This window comes from Paracoccus sp. KR1-242 (assembly GCF_049446195.1).
Classification (GTDB): Bacteria; Pseudomonadota; Alphaproteobacteria; order Rhodobacterales; family Rhodobacteraceae; genus Paracoccus; species Paracoccus broussonetiae.
In genome coordinates this window covers 639,161-659,316 of record NZ_JBMSED010000001.1, presented here as the reverse complement: position 1 = coordinate 659,316, position 20,156 = coordinate 639,161, and the positions used below count along the sequence as shown (strand labels likewise).

Genomic DNA, 20,156 nt, shown 5'->3' with positions numbered 1-20,156 from the left:
CGCCCCCTAGTGGCTTGTCTCAGCCGCGGCGGTTTCGACCACCGGCTGGCTTTGGTTGTAGTCATTGAGCAGCGCGGAAACCGCGGGCCCGGTCACATCCGTCACAAGGCGCGGATAGACCCCGAGGAGCAGCGTCATCGCGATCAGCGGGACAAAGATCCAGCGCTCGCGCGGCGTCATGTCGGTGATCGACTTCAGGCTTTCCTTGATCAGCTGGCCCAGCGTGACCCGACGATACAGGTAAAGCGCATAGGCGGCCGAGAAGATCACGCCCGTGGCAGCGACGAAGGCAACCCAAGTATTGGCGCGGAACGTGCCCAAGAGCGTCAGGAATTCGCCCACGAAGCCCGAAGTGCCCGGCAGCCCGACGTTCGCCATGGTGAAGAACATGAAGACCGCGGCATAGGCCGGCATCCGGTTCACAAGCCCGCCATAGGCGTCGATCTCGCGCGTGTGCATCCGGTCATAGATGACGCCGACGCAAAGGAACAGCGCGCCCGAGATGAAGCCGTGCGACAGCATCTGGAAGATCGCGCCGTCGACACCGGGCTGGTTCGCGGCAAAGATCCCCAGGGTGACATAGCCCATGTGGGCGACGGACGAATAGGCGATGACCTTTTTCATGTCCGACTGCGCCAGTGCGACCAGCGAGGTGTAGACGATGGCGATCGCCGACATCCAGAAGACCAGCGGCTGCAGGATCTCGGACGCGACAGGGAACATCGGCAGGCTGAAGCGCAGGAAGCCGTAGCCCCCCATCTTCAGCAGCACCGCGGCCAGCAGGACCGAACCGGCGGTCGGCGCCTGAACGTGCGCATCGGGCAGCCAGGTATGGACCGGCCACATCGGCATCTTGACCGCGAAACTGGCAAAGAAGGCCAGGAACAGCAGGGTCTGCGTGCCGCCGACGACCGTCATGCCCAGCAGGCGATAGGTCTCGTGCGGGAAGTCGAAGGTCAGCAGGGTGGGAATGTCGGTGGTGCCCGCCATGCGATACATGGCGATCATCGCGACCAGCATCAGGACCGAGCCGAGGAAGGTGTACAGGAAGAACTTGAAGGCCGCATAGATGCGGTCCTTGCCGCCCCAGATGCCGATGATCAGGAACATCGGGATCAGGCCTGCCTCGAAGAACAGATAGAACAGCACCAGGTCAAGTGCGGTGAACACGCCGATCATCAGCCCTTCCAGAACCAGGAAGGCGATCATGTATTCCTTGACCTTCGTCTCGACCGTCCAGCACGACAGAATGGTCAGCGGCATCATGAAGGTGGTCAGCAGCACGAACAGGACCGAGATCCCGTCGACGCCCATCTTGTAGCGCAGGCCCATGATCCAGGCGTGATCCTCGACGAACTGGAAGCCGGTATTGGCCGGGTCAAAGCCGAAGAGCACGAAAAGCGAGATCAGGAAGGTGGCCGTGGTCGCCAGCAGCGCAAGCCATTTGGCATTGCGCGCCGCCGCCTCGTCCTGGCCCCGCAGGAACAGGGCCATGATGCCCGCCGCGACGATGGGCAGGAAGGTGATGATGGAAAGAAGGTTCGTCATATCAGTGCGCGCCCCGCATCATCACCCAGATCAGCAGCCCCACGATGCCGACGACCATGGCGAAGGCATAATGGAACAGGTAGCCCGATTGCACCCGGACCGCCGCGCGCGTCAGGCGCGGGATAAGGCCCATGGCAACCCCGTTGATCGCCCCGTCGATCGTGGCCCCGTCGCCCTTTTTCCAAAGGATGCGACCAAGGCAAAGCGCCGGGCGGACGAAGATGAAGTTGTAGATTTCGTCAAAGTACCATTTGTTCAGCAGGAACCGGTAAAGCGCGGGCTGGGCCTTGGCGAGGCGCGCCGGCGTTTCCGGGCTGCGGATGTAGAAGATCCAGGCAGTGAACAGGCCGAGCAGCATGGCGATGAAGGGAGAGACCTTCACCCATGCCGGGGCTTCGTGCGCCTCGGTCATGATATGATTGTCGGCGCCCATATAGATCGCGCCTCCGACCGGGGCCGCAACGGCAGCATGCTCGCCTTCGGCGGCAGCGGCTTCGCCCTCGGCCACCGGGGCGGCGTGCTCGGTCGCAGTGTCGGCGGCAGCGGTCTCAGTCCCGACCTTCTCGACCTCGGCGGTGCCGTGCTCGGCCGGTGCGGCCTCACCCTCGGCGCTGGCCTCATGCGTTGCGGGCATGTGGAAGAAGGTTGTGACCTTGTGGTGGTCGCCGAAGAAGGGGCCATACCAGATCATGCCGGCAAAGGTCGCGCCGATCGCCAGGACAACCAGCGGAACGGTCATGACCGCAGGGCTTTCATGGGCATGTTCATGCGCATGATGATCGCCGCGTTCCTTGCCGAAGAAGGTCAGGAAGATCAGCCGCCAGGAATAGAAGCTGGTGAAGCAGGCCGCGATCACGAGCATCCAGAAGGCATAGGTGTTGCCTGCCCAGGCGCTTTCGATGATGGCGTCCTTGGAGAGGAAGCCGGCAAAGCCGATATGGGTCAGCGGGATCCCGACGCCGGTGATGGCGAAGGTGCCGATCATCATCGCCCAATAGGTCAGCGGGATCTTCTTCCTCAGGTTTCCGTAGTTCCGCATGTCCTGTTCGTGATGCATCGCGTGGATGACCGAACCGGCACCAAGGAACAGCATCGCCTTGAAGAAGGCGTGGGTCAGCAGGTGGAACATCGCCGCCGAATAGACGCCGACACCCGCAGCCACGAACATGTAGCCCAGCTGCGAACAGGTCGAATAGGCGATGACGCGCTTGATGTCGTTCTGCACCAGGCCGACGGTCGCGGCGAAGAAGGCCGTGGTTGCACCGACGATCACGATGAAATGTTTCGCATGCGGCGCGAATTCATAAAGGGGCGACATGCGGCAGACCAGGAACACGCCCGCGGTCACCATGGTCGCGGCGTGGATCAGGGCTGAAACGGGGGTCGGGCCTTCCATCGCGTCCGGCAGCCAGGTGTGCAGCAGAAGCTGCGCCGACTTGCCCATCGCGCCCACGAACAGCAGGAAGCCCAGCAGGTTGGCGGCGTTCCACTCGGTCCACAGGAAATGCAACTGCGTCTGCGCGATCTCGGGGACCTGGGCGAAGACGGCGTCGAAGTTGATCGACCCGGTCAGCCAGTAAAGCCCGAAGATGCCCAGAAGGAAGCCGAAGTCGCCGACGCGGTTGACGATGAATGCCTTCATCGCGGCGGCGTTCGCGCTTTCCTTTTTGTAGTAGAAGCCGATCAGCAGATAGGACGCGACGCCCACGCCTTCCCAGCCGAAGAACATCTGCAGCAGGTTGTCCGCCGTCACCAGCATCAGCATGGCGAAGGTGAAGAACGACAGATAGGCGAAGAAGCGCGCCTTGTAATGCTCGTGATGGCCCCAGTTGTCGTCATGCGCCATGTACCCGATCGAGTACAGGTGCACGAGCGCCGAGACGGTCGTCACCACGATCAGCATGATCGCGGTCAGGCGGTCCAGGCGGATGGCCCATTCGGTGACAAAGTCACCCGACACCACCCAGTCCATGACCGGGATATGGCGCGGCACGCCGTCGAAGCCGAGGAACAGGATCCAGCTGAGCAGGCAGCACAGGAACAGGATCCCGGTGGTCAGATATTGCGCGGCTTTCTCGCCGATCAACCGCCAGCCGAAGCCGGCGACGATCGAGGCCAGAAGTGGCGCGAAAAGGACGATCTTTTCCATGCCGTCTTAACCCTTCATCACGTTGACGTCTTCCACCGCGATCGTGCCGCGGTTGCGGAAGAAGACCACGAGGATGGCAAGGCCGATCGCCGCCTCGGCCGCCGCGACCGTCAGGATGAACATGGTGAAGACCTGCCCCGCCAGATCGCCCAGATGGGTCGAAAAGGCGACGAAGTTGATGTTCACCGCCAAGAGCATCAGTTCGATCGACATCAGGATGACGATGACGTTCTTTCGGTTCACGAATATCCCGAAAATGCCGGTGACGAAAAGTATCGCCCCCACGACAAGATAATGTGTCAATCCGATCATCTTCCTGGTCCCTCCGGGCCTTCGCCCGTTGAAATATCCGTTCGCTAGGCGGACCGCCCGCTGGCGGTCCCGATTTGGCTTCGGTCGCAGCGGGACGGGCTTAAAGCCCCTGCCCCGGCTTCACGTCTTTCATTTCCATGGTCTTCGCCGGATCGCGCCACATCTGCTCCAGCACGTTCTGGCGCTTGATGTCGCGGCGGTGGCGCATGGTCAGCAGGATCGCCCCGATCATCGCGACCAGAAGGATCAGGCCGGCGATCTGGAAGTTCAGCAGGTAGCGGTCATAGATCACCATGCCCAGGCCCTGCGTGTTATGGACATCGGCAAGGATCGGCGCGGCGCGCAGCCCCTCGGCCGCGTCCGAAGGCGCCCAGCCGGAAAAGGCGATGGCCAGCTGTGCCAGCAGGACGATCCCGATCATCAGCGCCAGCGGCAAGGACCGCGCAAGCTCGCCCCGCAATTCCGCGAAGTCGACGTCAAGCATCATGACGACGAACAGGAACAGCACCGCGACCGCGCCGACATAGACGACGATCAGCAGCATGGCGACGAACTCGGCACCCTGCAGGACGAAAAGGCCGGAAGCGGACAGGAAGGCAAGGATAAGCCACAACACCGAATGGACCGGGTTGCGGGCGATCACGACCCCGAAGCCTGCTATGCAGACGGTGATCGCAAACAGGTAGAAAGCGAAGGTCATCATTCCTCGTCCTCCTCGGCATAGACGCTTTTGGCGATCTCGAGTGCCTTCTGCATCGCAGGCAGCCCGCCGAACATGCTCATCTGAAAGATCGTCTCGGCGATCTCGCGTTTCGTGGCACCGGCCGCAAGTGCCTGACGGATGGTCAGGCGAAGCTGCGGCTCGGCCAGCGCGCCCTGAACGGTAATCGCGCCGATGGTGAGAAGCAGGCGCGTCTTCGCGTCTAGCCCCTCGCGGTTGAAAGTCTTGCCGAACCACATCTCAAGCATGTCGGCCGGCATGATGGGCACCAGCTTTTCAACGGCACGCATGTCGAAATGTTCGAGTGCGGGGTTCCACGCACGCGCCATCTCCTGGCTCGAGGCCATCATCTGCGCGAAAAGCTTGGTGAACGCATCACTCATCTGTAGGGCGCATCCAGTTGCAGGTTGCGGGCGATCTCGGCTTCCCAGCGTTCGCCGTTCGCAAGCAGCTTCTGCTTGTCATAGAACAGCTCTTCGCGGGTTTCCGTCGCATATTCGAAGTTCGGGCCTTCGACGATGGCATCCACCGGGCAGGCTTCCTGGCAGAAACCGCAATAGATGCATTTCGTCATGTCGATGTCGTAGCGCGTGGTGCGGCGGCTGCCGTCCTCGCGCGGTTCGGCGTCGATGGTGATGGCCTGGGCCGGGCAGACCGCTTCGCAAAGCTTGCAGGCGATGCAGCGTTCTTCGCCGTTCGGATAGCGACGCAGCGCGTGCTCGCCCCGGAAGCGAGGCGACAGCGGGCCTTTCTCATGCGGATAGTTCAGCGTCGGCTTGGGCGACACGAAATAGCGCATCCCAAGGCCAAAACCCTTGATGAAATCCCACATGAGGAAATACTTGGTCGCCCGCGCGAAATCGAAGGCCATCAGAATTGCTCCCCTTTCCTGGGTGCCGCGAAGCGGTCGAATGCGGCGACGTATTCGCGCACCCGCGCGCCATCCTTCGCATGTTCCGCCGTGTCGAGATTGTTGGCGAGGAAATGGGCCAGTTCGATCTTGTCGGTCTCACTGGCTCGGGCAAATGCCTCGGCTAGCTTGTTCGAATACATGGCTTACCCTCCGACCGCGAAGCGGGCCCAGAAACCGCCAAGGACTTGGTAACGGGCAAGGATGGCGATCAGCACGACCCAGCCAAGCGACAGGGGCAGGAACACCTTCCAGCCGATCCGCATGAGTTGGTCGTAGCGGTAGCGCGGCACGATCGCCTTGACCATCGCGAACATGTAGAACCAGAACCACATCTTGATGACCATCCACCACCAGCCGTCGGCGATGAACGGGACGGGCGACAGCCAGCCGCCGAAGAACAGCAGCGAAAGCAGCGCGCACATCAGATAGATGGCGATGTATTCACCTGCCATGAACAGCAGGTAGGGCGTGGACGAATACTCGACCATGTGGCCGGCGACCAGTTCCGACTCCGCCTCGGCAAGGTCGAAGGGCGGGCGGTTCGTTTCGGCCAGGGCCGAGACGAAGAACAGAACGACCATCGGCAGGTGCGGCAGCCAGTACCAGTTCAGCAGGCCATAGCTGCCCTTCTGTGCATGGACGATCTCGGTCAGGTTCATCGACCCGGTCGAGATGATGACGCCGATGATGATCAGGCCCATCGAGACCTCGTACGAGATCATCTGCGAGGCCGACCGCAGCGACGCCAGGAACGGATATTTCGAGTTCGACGCCCAACCGCCCATGATCGAGCCATAAACCTCAAGCGAGGAGGCCGCGAAGACGAACAGGATGCCGACATTGATGTTGGCCATGACCCAGCCTTCGTCGAAGGGGATCACGACAAAGGCGAATAGCGCCAGCATCATCGAAAGGAACGGCGCAAGGAAGAAGATGAATTTGTCGGCACCGGCCGGGATCACGATTTCCTTGACGATATACTTCAGCGCATCGGCGAAGGTCTGCAGCAGGCCCCAGGGGCCAACCACGTTCGGTCCGCGGCGCATCTGCACGGCCGCCCAGATTTTGCGGTCGCCATAGACCATGAAAATCAGCGAGCCCATGACGAAGGCGATCACCGCCAGGCCCTGAAGAAGCAGGCTAAGCGCGAAACCGTAGGATGAGGCCCAGAATTCAGCCATGATCTTTCGTCCCTCTCATCACGCTGCGGGAATGCCGCGCGACTTGCATTCCTGCAAGGTGTCTTTCGTTGTCATCACCGTCAGCCCCATCGGCTTCGCCCCTGACAGGGTGAAAACCGAACCGACGACCATCTTGCCATTGCGTTTTTCGCGCAGGGTCCGGATGTGGCGGGCGAATGGGGTTCCATTCGCATCCGCCCAATTGGCCAGCGCGCATGTGGCATAGGCGAACGCCGTGTCGGCGTCCACCCCACCACGAAGATTTGCGGTCACTTCCACCAGGCTGTCCCCCGATTTCTTCCGGCTGGGATAGGCCTTGACCATGGCCCCCTCGAAATCCTTGGGATCCGCCTTGAAGGTTGTGGGCAGGCCAAGCCGCATCGGTTTCGTCCGCGCCTTGAACTCGGCCAGCGCCTTTTCCTGCGCGGTCGGACCACGAGGGCTGACCGGCCCCAGCGAGGCGACGCCCGACAGATCCAGCCCCAGGTTGTCGTTCAGAGCTGCCAGATCCGCCTCGGTCACGGCAAAGGCATCGCGGCCTTCGGGACTGTCCAGCGTCATCTCGGACACCGACCCGTCGGGTTCGAGAATCAGGATGTCGCCGGACTTGGTCGAAATCCGCCCACGCGTCAGCACCTGCTTGTCCGGCGCGCCCGCATCACTTTGCAGGACCGCGACATTCAGTTGCTGCGGCTTGGCCGGAGGCCGCGAATCGACGCTGTGATCCGAGCCGCAGCCCGCCAGCATCGACGCGATCAGACCAAAGCCAAGCAGTCCCCCGATGCGGCTCGCCATTCAGTGTTCACTCCGCTGCCAGTGCGGGCGCCTTCCGCGCCGCTGCCATCGCCGAAAGCTCTCCCATCAGCGGCGACGAGCGCGCGATCGGGTTCGTCAGGTAGAAATCGGCGACGGCCAGCCGGAACCCGGCCTTGCCCATGTCGCGCAGTTCAAGAGGCTGCCATTCGTTCGCGGGCACACGATCGATCTGCGCCAGATGCGGAACGGCCTCGACCAACTTGCGGCGCAGACCCGCCAGGCTGTCCCAAGGCTGGGTTTTGCCCAGTTCGGCCGATAGCGCGCGCAGGATCGCCCAGTTCTCCTTGCCCTCGCCCGGCGCGAAGTTCGCACGCATGGCAAGCTGCGGGCGACCTTCGGTGTTCACGAACAGGCCACTTTCCTCGGTATAGCAGGCAGCGGGCAGGATGATGTCGGCACGATGCGCGCCGCGGTCGCCGTGGCTGCCCTGATAGATCACGAACGGACCAGCCGCGATGTCGATCTCGTCCGCGCCAAGGTTATAGATCACCTCGGCACCGTCGATGGCGGCGCTGAGCCCGCCTTCGGTCACCGCACCCACGTCCAGCGCGCCAACGCGGCTCGCGGCGCTGTGCAGCACCAGCAACTTGCAATCGCCCAGTTCGCAGATCCGCATCGCATGGGCCAGCACAGCCTCGCCATCCGCCTCGTTCAAGGCGCCCTGCCCGACGATCACGATGCCCGGCGCGCCATTCTTGTCGGCCAGGTCCTGTTTCAGCAGGTCGGCCAGCGCGGCGCGGTCGGTCCCCAGATGGGCATAGTCGAAGGTCAGATCCACAGCCTCGCCGATCAGCGCAATCTGCGCGCCGCCAGCCCAGGCCTTGCGGATGCGCGAGTTCAGCACCGGTGCTTCTTCACGCGGGTTGGTGCCGATCAGCAGGATGCGCTTGGCGCTGTCGATATCCTCGATCGCGGCATTGCCGACATAGGCCGAGCGGTTGCCGGCGGGCAGGCGCGCGCCGTCGGTCCGGCATTCGACCTTACCGCCCAGCCCCTCGACCAGTTGCTTCAGGCTGAAGGCAGCCTCGACCGGAACCAGATCGCCGACGAGACCCGCAACCTTCTTGCCCTTCATCGCGCGGGCGACGGCATCCAGCGCCTCGGGCCAGGTGGCGGCACGAAGCTTGCCGTTTTCGCGGATATAGGGCTTGTCCAGACGCTGGCGGCGCAGGCCGTCCCAGACGAAGCGGGTCTTGTCGTTGATCCACTCTTCGTTCACGCCGTCATGGTTGCGCGGCAGGATGCGCATGACTTCGCGACCCTTGGTATCGACCCGGATGTTCGAGCCGAGCGCGTCCATGACGTCGATCGACTCCGTCTTGGTCAGTTCCCACGGGCGGGCGGTGAAGGCATAGGGCTTGCTGACCAGCGCGCCGACCGGGCACAGGTCGATGATGTTGCCCTGCATGTTCGAAACCAGCGTCTCGTTCAGATAGCTGGTGATCTCGCTGTCTTCGCCACGACCCGTCTGGCCCATCTGGGTGATGCCCGCGACCTCGGTCGTGAAGCGCACGCAGCGGGTGCACGAAATGCAGCGGGTCATGTGGGTTTCGACCAGCGGACCCAGGTTCAGGTCCTCGGACGCGCGTTTCGGCTCGCGGTAGCGGCTGAAATCGACGCCATAGGCCATCGCCTGGTCCTGCAGGTCGCATTCGCCACCCTGGTCGCAGATCGGGCAGTCCAGCGGGTGGTTGATGAGCAGGAACTCCATCACCCCCTCGCGGGCCTTCTTGACCATGGGCGAATTCGTCTTGATCTCGGACGGTGCGCCATCCGGGCCGGGGCGAAGGTCCTTGACCTGCATCGCGCAAGAGGCGGCGGGCTTCGGCGGGCCGCCGACCACTTCGACAAGGCACATGCGGCAGTTGCCGGCGATCGACAACCGCTCGTGATAGCAGAAGCGCGGCACCTCGATCCCGGCCTGCTCGCAGGCCTGGATCAGGGTCATGTTCGGATCGACCTCGATAATCTTGTCGTCGATCTTGAGCTTGCGAAGATCTGCCATCTTGTCTTTCCTTATCCGTCGCGGTGGCGAAGCATCGCCTGACCGGCACCATGTCCGGCAGTTTCCGCACGATGTAAATGCTGGCCGAAGGCTGGCCCGGTTTTCTGTGCCGTCGTTGTGGTCATGTGCCCCGCATCCATCATTTCACCCGCGTGAAGGCGCGGGGCAGGATGGTTGGCAGCGCACGGTCGTCAAGATTGTCACGGGTGATCTCGACGCTCATCTCGTCGCTCCCCCCGTCGAAATAGACCATGGCGTAGACCGGCGAGGCGGTATTGTATTTCACGCGCCGGTTGGCGTCGGTCGTGTAGCGGGTGCCATCGGCGCGCCAGCAGGTGATCAGCGCGCCCTTGGCATTTCCGGTCACACGCAGCATCGGCTTGCCCGCCACGTTGCGGGTGACGTTGGTGCGCACGCCCGGCCCCTCGGCATTGCACTTGATGTCGGTGGGCGCGAAGGTTGAGAAGCTCAGGTAGAACTTCTGCGAGGTCGGCGTGAAGGGACCGGCGAAGGCATCCCCCGCGATCATCGCGGCGGCCGATGCAGCCATCAGGCCCAGTCCGATCCGGTTCATCCACTTTTTCATTTCGCCACCAGGAAGCTGCCGATCAAATTCTTGTCGGCGATCGCCTTGCGGCCAATGGCGCAAAAGCTCTCGGGATCGCCCTTTTTCGCACCGTTCTGGGTCAGATAGTCCTCAGCCACGGCATAGATGCGCTTCTTGTCTGCCTTGCTGTCAAGAAAGGCATCGATCTCTTTGGTGGAATAGCCCTTGTCCTGGGCATAGCGCTTCAGCTTGCGCGCCTCGCCATAGGCGTAAATGATCCGCGCATTAATGGTCGGGCATTCGCGCCGGATCCTGTCTGCGATGCGGGCCGAGATCAGGCGGTCGTTGATATGCTTTTCCTGACTCAGCGGTTCCAGCGCGAAAGCCGGGCCAGCGGTCAAAAGCGTCGCGGCGATCAATGCGGCAGCGATGGGTTTCATGGCAAATGCCTCCTTGTCATGGCGCTTCGTCATAACATGGGGGCCATTCGCACCCGGCTCACCAAGGCGCGATACATCCGTGATCCTCCCGTTCCGGCAGGCGCGCAAACGCGCGGGGTCCCCCGAGGGGGACCGCCTTGCCGAAAGCTGAAGGAAGGAACGGACCATCCGGTTTTACTCCGCCGCCATGGCGCCCATGCGCCCGGTGCGTTTCGCCTTGATGCGATCCTCGATCTCCTCACGGAAATTGCGGATCAGGCCCTGAATCGGCCATGCCGCCGCGTCGCCGAGAGCGCAGATGGTGTGGCCTTCAACCTGCTTGGTCACGTCGAAAAGCATGTCGATTTCTTCGACCTCGGCTTCGCCGCGGACCAGGCGGTCCATGACGCGCATCATCCAGCCGGTGCCTTCGCGGCAGGGAGTGCACTGGCCACAGCTTTCATGCTTGAAGAACTTCGACAGCCGCCAGATCGCCTTGATGATGTCGGTGTCCTGATCCATCACGATCATGCAGGCCGTGCCAAAGGACGAACGCAGCTCGCGCATCCCGTCATAGTCCATGATGGCGTTTTCGCATTGCTCGGCGGTCAGCACCGGGCAGGATGCACCACCGGGAATGACGGCCTTGAGGTTCTTCCAGCCGCCGCGGACGCCGCCGCCATGCTTCTCGATCAGCTCGCGCATGGGAATCGACATCGCCTCTTCGACGACGCAGGGGGCGTTGACGTGGCCGGTCAGGCCGAACAGCTTGACGCCCGCGTTGTTCGGACGGCCAAAGCCCGCGAACCATTCGCCGCCGCGCCGCAGGATGGTCGGGACCACCGCGATCGATTCGACGTTGTTCACCGTGGTCGGGCAGCCGTAAAGGCCCGCGCCAGCCGGGAACGGAGGCTTCATCCGGGGCATGCCCTTCTTGCCTTCCAGCGACTCGATCAGCGCCGTTTCCTCGCCGCAGATATAGGCGCCGGCGCCGTGATGCAGATACAGGTCGAAATCCCAGCCCGAACCTGCCGCGTTCCGGCCCAGCAGGCCCGCGTCATAGCATTCGTCGATGGCCAGCTGCAGCGCTTCACGCTCGCGGATGAATTCGCCGCGGATATAGATATAGGCCGCATGCGCGCCCATGGCGAAGCTGGCGATCAACGCGCCTTCGATCAGCGTATGCGGATCGTGGCGCATGATCTCGCGGTCCTTGCAGGTCGCGGGTTCGGATTCGTCGGCGTTGATGACCAGATAGGACGGGCGCCCGTCCGATTCCTTGGGCATGAAGGACCATTTCATGCCGGTCGGGAAGCCCGCGCCACCGCGACCGCGCAGCCCCGAGGCTTTCATCTCGTTGATGATGTTGTCGCGTCCGCGCTGGATGATTCCGGCAGTGCCGTCCCAGTGGCCGCGCTTACGCGCCCCGGCCAGGCTGCGATCGCCCATGCCGTAGATGTTCGTAAAGATCCGGTCCTGATCGTTCAGCATCCCAAATTCATCCTTGTCACTGCGAGGGCGCATTGCGCCGCCGCCAGATCCGCCAGGTCACCAGAAGCGACCAGATCATGGCCCCCATCGCCACAAGATCGGCGAGAAAGGCGTATTTCGCGGGCCAGCCCATCTGGCCCCCCAACCATTGCACGGCGAGCCATGCCAGCATCGTCGCGGCGATCACCACCGCCACCAGCCGCATCTGGCCCGCATCCGCCCGGCGCGTTCCGGTCGCGCCCGACGGGCTATCCTTTGCCGCGCGGGGCATCAAGTCGCTTCGCCGCGGTCGACCGCGCGCGAATGTTCCGTCTCGCCCCCGGCGGCCAGGATGCGGGCCTGACCGACCCAGTCATCCGACTTGATCCGGCCGCCCCGATTGCCAAGCCGACGGGCGAATCCCGCCTCGGTCTTGGCGTCCCAGGCCGCGATCTGGTCGAACCGGGTCACGCCCTGCTCGTTCAGCCAGACCGACAGCTTGCGGCCGATGCCCTTGATCCGCCTCAGGTCATCCGGCGCGGCAACCACGGCCTCGGCCTTGGCCCGGGCGGGTTTCGCAGGTGCGGCCTTTTTGGCCGCTGCCTTCGCGGGCTGAACCTTTTGCGGCGCGGCGGCAGCGGCAACCTCTGCCTTCGCGGGGGCAGGTGCTGCCGCCACGGGCTTCGGCGCGGGCTTCTGGCCACCAGCGCTGAACTCGCTCCAGTCCTTTGGCATCGCGCCTGCGACAATCGGCATCTGCGTCAGCGAGGTCGGCGCTTCCGGTCCCAGCGGGCCCGATGCCAACAGCGCGCCCGGCTGGCGATCCGCCACCCGACGGTCCCAATCGGTGGCATTCGCACCGTCCCTGGTCGCCGGAAACTCAAGCCGCTCGTCGCAAAGAAGCCAGACCATCATCGCGCCGAACAGAAGGAAGGTGACAAAGCCCAGGAACAGGCCGCCCGCCCAACCGAGATCACCGATCCCAGAGGTGAACAGAAGAACGATCACGCCCGCGATCGCCCCCAAGATCCAGCAATTCCTGTAGCAGTCCGATCGTGCCATCGTTTCCGCCTTCCTGCCGGCTTTGTCAGCCGTTCATACCATCCTTTGCCGCACCGGTCTTGTCCCCCTTGCCCAGCCAGGGCGTGGTCAGCTCGACCTCGGTGCCGTCGATACGCTTGATCGTGTCGCCCAGCTTGACCGCCAGCGCGACGCTGGCGTTATGGGCCTCGCCCGACTCGCCCTTCAGCGTGGTCGGACCACCCAGCGGCTCGACCGAGAAGCGGCCGTTCTGCGGACCGGGCTGGGGAACCTCGCCAGCAGAGAAGCTGTCGATCAGCGCCGACAGTTTCTCGACCGTCAGGTCCTCATAGAAATCCTTGCCGATCTGGGCCATCGGCGCGTTAGTGCAGGCACCAAGACACTCGACCTCTTCCCAGCTGAAGCGGCCATCGGCCGACAGCGTGTGTGCGGACGGTGCGATCTTTTCCTTGCAGACGCGGATCAGATCCTCGGCCCCGCAGATCATGCAGGTCGTGGTGCCGCAGATCTGGATATGGGCGACGGTCCCGACCGGATACAGCTGGAACATGAAGTAGAAGGTCGCGACTTCCAGCGCGCGGATATAGGCGATGCCCAGCAGGTTCGCGCAATATTCGATCGCCGGCCGCGACAGCCAGCCTTCCTGTTCCTGCGCACGCCACAGGATCGGGATGATCGCCGATTGCTGGCGGCCTTCCGGGAACTTGGTCATCTGGGCGCGGGCCCATTCAAGGTTTGCAGGCGTGAACTCGAACGAGTCCGGCTGAATGGGGGAAAGACGGCGCAGCATCAGCGGTCAACCTCTCCGAAAACGATATCAAGAGTGGCGATGATCGCCGGAACGTCGGCCAGCATGTGACCGTGCGACATCCAGTCGATCGACTGGAGATGGGCAAAACCCGGTGCCCGCAGCTTGGCACGCCACGGTTTGTTGGTGCCGTCCGAGACCATGTAGACGCCGAATTCGCCCTTGGGCGCCTCGACCGCGGCATAGACCTCGCCCGCCGGAACCTTGAAGCCCTCGGTGTAAAGCTTGAAGTGGTGGATCAGGCTTTCCATGTCGCGCTTCATGTCCGTGCGCTTCGGCGGCGTCAGTTTGCCGCGCGCCAGCACGTCGCCCGCGGGTTCCGCGCGCAGCTTCTGGATGGCCTGCTTCATGATCTTGGTCGATTCCCGCATCTCAGCCATGCGGCACAGGAAGCGGTCATAGCAGTCGCCGGCCTTGCCGACCGGAATCTGGAAGTCGAACTCGTCGTAGCACTCGTAAGGCTGGCTGCGGCGCAAGTCCCAGGCCAGGCCCGAACCGCGCACCATCACGCCGGTATAGCCCCATTGCAGGCAGTCTTCCTCGGTCACGATGCCGATATCGACCAGGCGCTGTTTGAAGATCCGGTTCTCGGTCAGCAGCGTATCAAGGTCGTCGACCAGACGCGGGAAGCGTTCGCACCATTCCTCGATGTCGTCCAGCAGATCCGGGGACAGATCCTGATGGACGCCGCCCGGACGGAAGTAGGCTGCGTGCAGGCGTGCACCGCTGGCCCGCTCATAGAAGATCATCAGTTCTTCGCGGGCCTCGAAGCCCCAAAGCGGCGGGGTCAGCGCGCCAATGTCCAGCGCACCAGTGGTCAGGCCCATCAGGTGGTTCAGGATCCGGCCGATTTCCGAGAAAAGCACCCGGATCAGGCTGGCGCGGCGCGGAATGACCGTGCCGGTCAGACGCTCGATCGCCAGGCACCATGCATGTTCCTGGTTCATCGGGGCCACGTAATCGAGGCGGTCCAGATAGGGCAGGTTCTGCAGATAGGTGCGGCTTTCCATCAGCTTCTCGGTGCCGCGATGCAGCAGGCCGATATGCGGATCGGCGCGTTCGACGATCTCGCCGTCCAGTTCCAGCACCATGCGCAGCACACCGTGCGCCGCCGGGTGCTGGGGACCGAAGTTGATGTTGAAGTTGCGGATGCTTTGTTCGCCGGTCAGGGCGTCCACGGATCCGTCGTCATAGCTGTTCTTGTGGATGTCGCCGTCCATGGTCATCCCTTACATGCGATGCGTGGCGCGCAGGAATGCTGCGCCGCTGCGGTCACTTCTTCGCCTCGGGCGCCTTCTCGTCACCCGGAAGCACGTATTTCGCGCCTTCCCACGGGGACAGGAAGTCGAACTGGCGATATTCCTGAACAAGATTCACGGGCTCATAGACCACGCGCTTCTCATCGTCGTTCCAGCGCACTTCGACATATCCCGTGGTCGGGAAGTCCTTGCGCAGCGGATGGCCGCGGAAGCCATAGTCGGTGATGATGCGCCGCAGGTCCGGGTGGCCCGAGAACAGGATGCCGAACATGTCGAAAATCTCGCGCTCGTACCAGTTCGCGCCGGGGAAGACCCCGCACAGGCTGGAGACGATCTCGTCCTCGCGGGTCTGGATCTTCACGCGAATGCGCTGGTTCTGATACATCGACAGCAGGTGATAGACCACGTCGAAGCGCGCCGGGCGCGACGGGTTGTCGACCGCGGTGATGTCGATCAGCGTCGAGAAACGGCAATTCGCGTCATTGCGCAGGAACTCGATCAGCCCGACGATCCCCGAAGGAGTTGCCGTGACCGTCAGTTCCTCGAACGCGATCTCGGTCGAGATGACGTCGTTCGAACGGCGCAAAGAGATATGCTCGGCCAATTCGGCCAAGGCAGAAATATCGACCATGGCTTACCTCACCAACGTGCCGGTGCGCCGGATGCGGCGCTGAAGTTGCAGGATGCCGTAAAGCAGCGCCTCGGCGGTGGGCGGGCAGCCCGGAACGTAGATATCGACCGGTACGATGCGGTCGCAGCCACGAACCACGGAATAGGAATAATGGTAATAGCCGCCGCCATTGGCGCAGCTGCCCATCGAGATGACATAGCGCGGCTCGGGCATCTGGTCATAGACCTTGCGCAGCGCCGGGGCCATCTTGTTCGTCAGCGTACCCGCGACGATCATCAGGTCCGACTGGCGCGGAGAGGCGCGCGGCGCTGTCCCGAAGCGTTCAAGGTCATAACGCGGCATCGAGGTCTGCATCATCTCGACCGCGCAGCAGGCCAGGCCGAAGGTCATCCAGTGCAGCGAGCCGTTGCGCGCCCAGTTGATGATGTCCTCGGTCGTGGTCAGCAGGAAGCCCTTGTCCTGCAGTTCACGGTTCAGTTCCGCAGTGGCGAATTCACGATCCGCACCGGCCGTGTTGGCACCGGTCATCACGCCCATTCCAGCGCCCCTTTCTTCCATTCATAGGCAAAGCCAACCGTCAGGACCGCCAGGAAAACCATCATCGACCAGAACGCGACTTCGGTCAGGCCGGCAAAGCTGACGGCCCAGGGGAACAGGAACGCGACTTCCAGGTCGAAGATGATGAACAGGATCGAGACCAGGTAGAACCGGATGTCGAATTTCATCCGCGCATCGTCGAAGGCGTTGAACCCGCATTCATATGCGCTGACCTTCTCCGGGTCCGGGTTACGGACGGCTACGATGGCGGCGGCCAGAATCAGCACGATCGCCAGAGCCGAGGCCATTCCCAGAAAGACCAGGATCGGCAGATATTCTTGCAGCAGGTATTCCACTGGAGTTGGGCTCCCTTTCACTCGCAGGAACCCGGTTGGCGCCCCGCGATGGGTTTGGCTGACGCCCCTTTAGCCCCGCCCGCGGGCAGGGTCAACGGTGAGGGCGCCACGTTCGACATTGTAGCGATCCGCCCTGCCGCGCACCACAGCCAAGCCGCGGGCCTGCGCCGCAAAACGGGACAGAAACCAAGTTTTTCAGTCGGAACCGGTTCCCTGGATCCGACCCAGATGGGTGTCGCGAAAGCCGCTTGGCAGTTTCAGGCCATAACCCAGGGCGCGATCTGCACCGATATGGGCAAGCCAAAGCCCCCCGGCCGAAATCAGTGCAGTCGATCCTGCGGCCACGCCCAGCATCATCAGCAGAAAGGGCAAGGCGTAAAGATGCGCCGCGTTATAGACCACCGCCCCGATCCGGTTCCCCGCGAGAGAACCCGCGATCGACAGGTCCGGCGCAAGAAAAGCGACAAGCCACGCCCACCACGGCCAACCCGGAGAGGCGAATCCCGCCGCCAGCACCCCGCCCAGCGCGATTCCCGCCCCTTCGGCCCGCTGCCAGACGCGCACGCTCACTCGGCCGCCCGGCGACGCGCGGCTTCCAGCATGGGGCCAAGATACAGGCCTGTATGGCTTTCGGGGATCTCGGCCACCTGCTCGGGAGTGCCGGTCGCGACGATGCGCCCGCCGCCGTCACCCCCCTCGGGACCGATGTCGATGATCCAGTCGGCGGTCTTGATCACATCCAGGTTATGTTCGATCACCACGACCGTGTTGCCCTGGTCGACCAGCGAATGCAGGACCTCCAGCAACTTGCGCACGTCTTCGAAATGCAGGCCGGTGGTCGGCTCGTCCAGGATGTAAAGCGTCTTGCCCGTGGCGCGGCGCGACAGTTCCTTGCTGAGCTTCACCCGCTGCGCTTCGCCCCCGGACAGGGTGGTCGCCTGCTGGCCGACCTTGACATAGCCCAGACCCACCTCGACCAGCGCATCCATCTTTTCGCGGATCGAGGGCACGGCGCGGAAGAATTCCTGCGCATCCTCGACCGTCATGTCCAGCACGTCGGCAATGGACTTGCCCTTGAAATGGACCTCCAGCGTCTCGCGGTTGTAGCGCTTGCCCTTGCAGGTTTCGCAGGTGACGTAGACATCGGGCAGGAAGTGCATCTCGATCTTGATGACGCCGTCGCCCTGACAGGCCTCGCAGCGCCCGCCCTTGACGTTGAAGCTGAACCGCCCCGGCTTGTATCCGCGCGCCTTTGATTCCGGCAGCCCCGCATACCAATCGCGAATATGTGTATAGGCGCCGGTATAGGTCGCGGGATTCGACCGCGGCGTCCGTCCGATCGGGCGCTGGTCGATGTCGATCACCTTGTCCAGCAACTCCAGCCCCTTGATCGTCTCGCAGGGGGCGGGTGTCTGGCGCGCGCCGTTCAGGCGCAGGCTGGCGGTCTTGAACAGCGTCTCGATCGTCAGGGTCGACTTGCCGCCACCTGAGACGCCGGTGACGCAGACGAACTTGCCCAGCGGGAATTCGGCGGTGACGTTCTTCAGGTTGTTGCCGGTCGCGCCGACCACCTTGATCGACTTGCCCTTGCCCTTGCGACGCTCGTCCGGGACATGGATTTCGCGCATGCCGGACAGGTATTGCCCCGTCAGACTGTCCGCGTTCGAAGCGATTTCGGCCGGCGTTCCCTTGGCGACCACCGCGCCACCATGCACGCCCGCGCCCGGCCCCATGTCGAAGACGTAATCTGCATGGCGGATCGCATCCTCGTCGTGCTCGACCACCAGAACCGAGTTGCCTTGGTCGCGCAGCCCCTTCAGCGTGGCCAGAAGGCGGTCGTTATCGCGCTGGTGCAGCCCGATCGAGGGTTCGTCCAGCACATAAAGCACGCCGGTCAGCCCGCTGCCGATCTGGCTTGCCAGCCGGATACGCTGGCTTTCCCCGCCCGACAGCGTGCCCGCAGCCCGCGACAAGGTCAGGTAATCCAGCCCCACATTCACCAGGAAACCCAGCCGCTCGCGGATTTCCTTGAGAATGGCGTGGGCGATTTCATTCTTCTGCTTCGTCAGGTGGTTCGGCGCACTCTCGACCCAGGCCAGCGCTTCGCGGATGGAAAGCTGGGTGACATTACCGATATGGGCGCCCGCGATCTTCACCGCCAACGCCTCGGGTTTCAGGCGAAACCCTTCGCAGACGCCGCAGGGGCGGTTGTTCTGATACTTCTCGAACTCCTCGCGCACCCAGGACGAATCACTTTCGCGCAGGCGTCGCTCCATGTTCGGGATGATCCCCTCGAACTGGCGGGTGACCTCATAGACGCGCCCCGCGTCGTCGAAACGGAAGGGAATCTCGTCGTCGCCCGAGCCGCGCAGGAACATCTGCTGCACATTCTCGGACAGATCCTTCCACGGAGTCTTGCGGTCAAACCCGTAATGCTTGGCCAGCGCATTGATGGTCTGCGTCAGATATGCCGATTTCGACTTGGCCCAGGGAGCAAGTGCACCCTGCGCGACGGAAAGCGCCTGATCCGGCACGATCAACCGTTCGTCGAAGAACAGTTCGACCCCCAGCCCATCGCAAGCGGGGCAAGCCCCGAAGGGCGCGTTGAAGGAAAACAGCCGCGGCTCGATCTCGGGGATGGTGAAACCCGAAACCGGACAGGCAAAATTCTCGCTGAAGGTGATGCGCTCGGGCTCGCCCTCCCCCTCCGAGGGTGCGGTTTCCAGCAACGCAATCCCATCGGCCAGATCAAGCGCAGTGCGGAAACTGTCGGCCAGCCGAGTCTCCATCCCCTCGCGCACGACGATCCGGTCAACGACGACGTCGATATTGTGGCGGAATTTCTTGTCGAGGGTCGGCGGCTCGTCCAGTTCATGGAACTCGCCATTCACCTTGACGCGCTGGAAGCCCTGCTTGCGCAGCTCAAGGAATTCCTTCTTGTACTCGCCCTTGCGGTCGCGAACGATCGGGGCCAGCAGATAGGCGCGCGTGCCATCGGCCATTTCCATGACGCGGTCGACCATGTCCTGCACCTGCTGCGCCTCGATCGGCAGGCCGGTCGCGGGTGAATAAGGGGTGCCCGCGCGCGCAAACAGAAGCCGCAGATAGTCATAGATCTCTGTCACCGTGCCCACGGTCGAGCGCGGGTTCTTGGACGTCGTCTTCTGCTCGATGGAGATCGCCGGGGAAAGACCGCTGATATGGTCCACGTCCGGCTTGCCCATCATGTCCAGGAACTGGCGCGCATAGGCAGACAGGCTTTCGACATAGCGCCTTTGCCCTTCGGCATAGATCGTGTCGAATGCCAGGCTGGACTTGCCGCTGCCCGACAGACCGGTGATCACCACCAGCTTGTCGCGCGGGATGTCCATGTCCACGTTCTTCAGATTGTGTTCGCGCGCGCCGCGAACCTCGATGAACTTCTGTTCCATCGTCACGTCCTG

The 20,156-nt window shown here is 63.0% G+C and carries 22 protein-coding genes; all 22 read right to left on the bottom strand.

Annotated elements, in window-relative coordinates:
- Positions 1-6: 6 nt before the first annotated feature.
- The gene (locus ACO2Q4_RS03265) at positions 7-1,548 is read right to left on the bottom strand and encodes an NADH-quinone oxidoreductase subunit M (RefSeq protein WP_311760067.1); all 1,542 of its coding nucleotides are present in this window, start codon (positions 1,546-1,548) and stop codon (positions 7-9) included.
- A 1-nt stretch (position 1,549) separates the two neighbouring features.
- Complete coding sequence (gene nuoL, locus ACO2Q4_RS03260) at positions 1,550-3,697, bottom strand: NADH-quinone oxidoreductase subunit L (RefSeq protein ID WP_423317230.1); 2,148 nt, start codon at positions 3,695-3,697, stop codon at positions 1,550-1,552.
- A gap of 6 nt (positions 3,698-3,703) precedes the next feature.
- A complete protein-coding gene (gene nuoK / locus ACO2Q4_RS03255; protein WP_155064184.1) occupies positions 3,704-4,009 on the bottom strand; it encodes an NADH-quinone oxidoreductase subunit NuoK in 306 nt (101 codons plus the stop codon).
- A 100-nt stretch (positions 4,010-4,109) separates the two neighbouring features.
- Complete coding sequence (locus ACO2Q4_RS03250) at positions 4,110-4,712, bottom strand: NADH-quinone oxidoreductase subunit J (RefSeq protein ID WP_311760069.1); 603 nt, start codon at positions 4,710-4,712, stop codon at positions 4,110-4,112.
- Complete coding sequence (locus tag ACO2Q4_RS03245; protein WP_311760070.1) at positions 4,709-5,113, bottom strand: carboxymuconolactone decarboxylase family protein; 405 nt, start codon at positions 5,111-5,113, stop codon at positions 4,709-4,711. The genes ACO2Q4_RS03250 and ACO2Q4_RS03245 overlap by 4 nt, the downstream gene beginning before the upstream one ends.
- Positions 5,110-5,601, bottom strand: a complete 492-nt coding sequence (gene nuoI / locus ACO2Q4_RS03240; RefSeq protein WP_011748524.1) for an NADH-quinone oxidoreductase subunit NuoI — start codon at positions 5,599-5,601, stop codon at positions 5,110-5,112. Before nuoI ends, ACO2Q4_RS03245 begins: the two co-directional genes overlap by 4 nt.
- On the bottom strand, positions 5,601-5,783 hold the full coding sequence (locus tag ACO2Q4_RS03235; RefSeq protein WP_311760071.1) for a hypothetical protein: 183 nt from the start codon (positions 5,781-5,783) through the stop codon (positions 5,601-5,603). The genes nuoI and ACO2Q4_RS03235 overlap by 1 nt, the downstream gene beginning before the upstream one ends.
- Before the next feature lie 3 nt (positions 5,784-5,786).
- Positions 5,787-6,824, bottom strand: coding sequence for an NADH-quinone oxidoreductase subunit NuoH (gene nuoH, locus ACO2Q4_RS03230; protein WP_311760072.1), 1,038 nt, complete (start codon positions 6,822-6,824; stop codon positions 5,787-5,789).
- An 18-nt stretch (positions 6,825-6,842) separates the two neighbouring features.
- The gene (locus ACO2Q4_RS03225) at positions 6,843-7,619 is read right to left on the bottom strand and encodes a hypothetical protein (RefSeq protein WP_311760073.1); all 777 of its coding nucleotides are present in this window, start codon (positions 7,617-7,619) and stop codon (positions 6,843-6,845) included.
- A 7-nt stretch (positions 7,620-7,626) separates the two neighbouring features.
- Positions 7,627-9,645, bottom strand: coding sequence for an NADH-quinone oxidoreductase subunit NuoG (gene nuoG, locus ACO2Q4_RS03220; RefSeq protein WP_423317225.1), 2,019 nt, complete (start codon positions 9,643-9,645; stop codon positions 7,627-7,629).
- A gap of 139 nt (positions 9,646-9,784) precedes the next feature.
- On the bottom strand, positions 9,785-10,219 hold the full coding sequence (locus ACO2Q4_RS03215; protein ID WP_311760075.1) for a hypothetical protein: 435 nt from the start codon (positions 10,217-10,219) through the stop codon (positions 9,785-9,787).
- 8 nt (positions 10,220-10,227) lie between these two features.
- On the bottom strand, positions 10,228-10,632 hold the full coding sequence (locus ACO2Q4_RS03210; RefSeq protein ID WP_395135037.1) for a DUF5333 domain-containing protein: 405 nt from the start codon (positions 10,630-10,632) through the stop codon (positions 10,228-10,230).
- Positions 10,633-10,806: 174 nt separating this feature from the next.
- On the bottom strand, positions 10,807-12,102 hold the full coding sequence (nuoF, locus tag ACO2Q4_RS03205; protein WP_311760077.1) for an NADH-quinone oxidoreductase subunit NuoF: 1,296 nt from the start codon (positions 12,100-12,102) through the stop codon (positions 10,807-10,809).
- 16 nt (positions 12,103-12,118) lie between these two features.
- Positions 12,119-12,373, bottom strand: a complete 255-nt coding sequence (locus ACO2Q4_RS03200; protein WP_311760078.1) for a DUF5337 domain-containing protein — start codon at positions 12,371-12,373, stop codon at positions 12,119-12,121.
- The gene (locus ACO2Q4_RS03195; protein ID WP_423317222.1) at positions 12,373-13,143 is read right to left on the bottom strand and encodes a hypothetical protein; all 771 of its coding nucleotides are present in this window, start codon (positions 13,141-13,143) and stop codon (positions 12,373-12,375) included. Before ACO2Q4_RS03195 ends, ACO2Q4_RS03200 begins: the two co-directional genes overlap by 1 nt.
- Before the next feature lie 25 nt (positions 13,144-13,168).
- Complete coding sequence (gene nuoE / locus ACO2Q4_RS03190; protein ID WP_311760080.1) at positions 13,169-13,912, bottom strand: NADH-quinone oxidoreductase subunit NuoE; 744 nt, start codon at positions 13,910-13,912, stop codon at positions 13,169-13,171.
- The gene (locus ACO2Q4_RS03185; RefSeq protein WP_311760081.1) at positions 13,912-15,150 is read right to left on the bottom strand and encodes an NADH-quinone oxidoreductase subunit D; all 1,239 of its coding nucleotides are present in this window, start codon (positions 15,148-15,150) and stop codon (positions 13,912-13,914) included. Before ACO2Q4_RS03185 ends, nuoE begins: the two co-directional genes overlap by 1 nt.
- Before the next feature lie 52 nt (positions 15,151-15,202).
- Entirely contained in the window at positions 15,203-15,820 is a 618-nt protein-coding gene (locus ACO2Q4_RS03180) for an NADH-quinone oxidoreductase subunit C (protein ID WP_311760082.1), read from the bottom strand.
- A 3-nt stretch (positions 15,821-15,823) separates the two neighbouring features.
- Positions 15,824-16,357, bottom strand: a complete 534-nt coding sequence (locus tag ACO2Q4_RS03175; protein ID WP_172645167.1) for a NuoB/complex I 20 kDa subunit family protein — start codon at positions 16,355-16,357, stop codon at positions 15,824-15,826.
- The gene (locus ACO2Q4_RS03170; RefSeq protein ID WP_311760083.1) at positions 16,348-16,713 is read right to left on the bottom strand and encodes an NADH-quinone oxidoreductase subunit A; all 366 of its coding nucleotides are present in this window, start codon (positions 16,711-16,713) and stop codon (positions 16,348-16,350) included. The genes ACO2Q4_RS03175 and ACO2Q4_RS03170 overlap by 10 nt, the downstream gene beginning before the upstream one ends.
- Before the next feature lie 195 nt (positions 16,714-16,908).
- Positions 16,909-17,283, bottom strand: a complete 375-nt coding sequence (locus tag ACO2Q4_RS03165) for a DUF4260 domain-containing protein (protein ID WP_423317219.1) — start codon at positions 17,281-17,283, stop codon at positions 16,909-16,911.
- Entirely contained in the window at positions 17,280-20,144 is a 2,865-nt protein-coding gene (gene uvrA / locus ACO2Q4_RS03160; RefSeq protein WP_423317217.1) for an excinuclease ABC subunit UvrA, read from the bottom strand. The genes ACO2Q4_RS03165 and uvrA overlap by 4 nt, the downstream gene beginning before the upstream one ends.
- Positions 20,145-20,156: the final 12 nt, after the last annotated feature.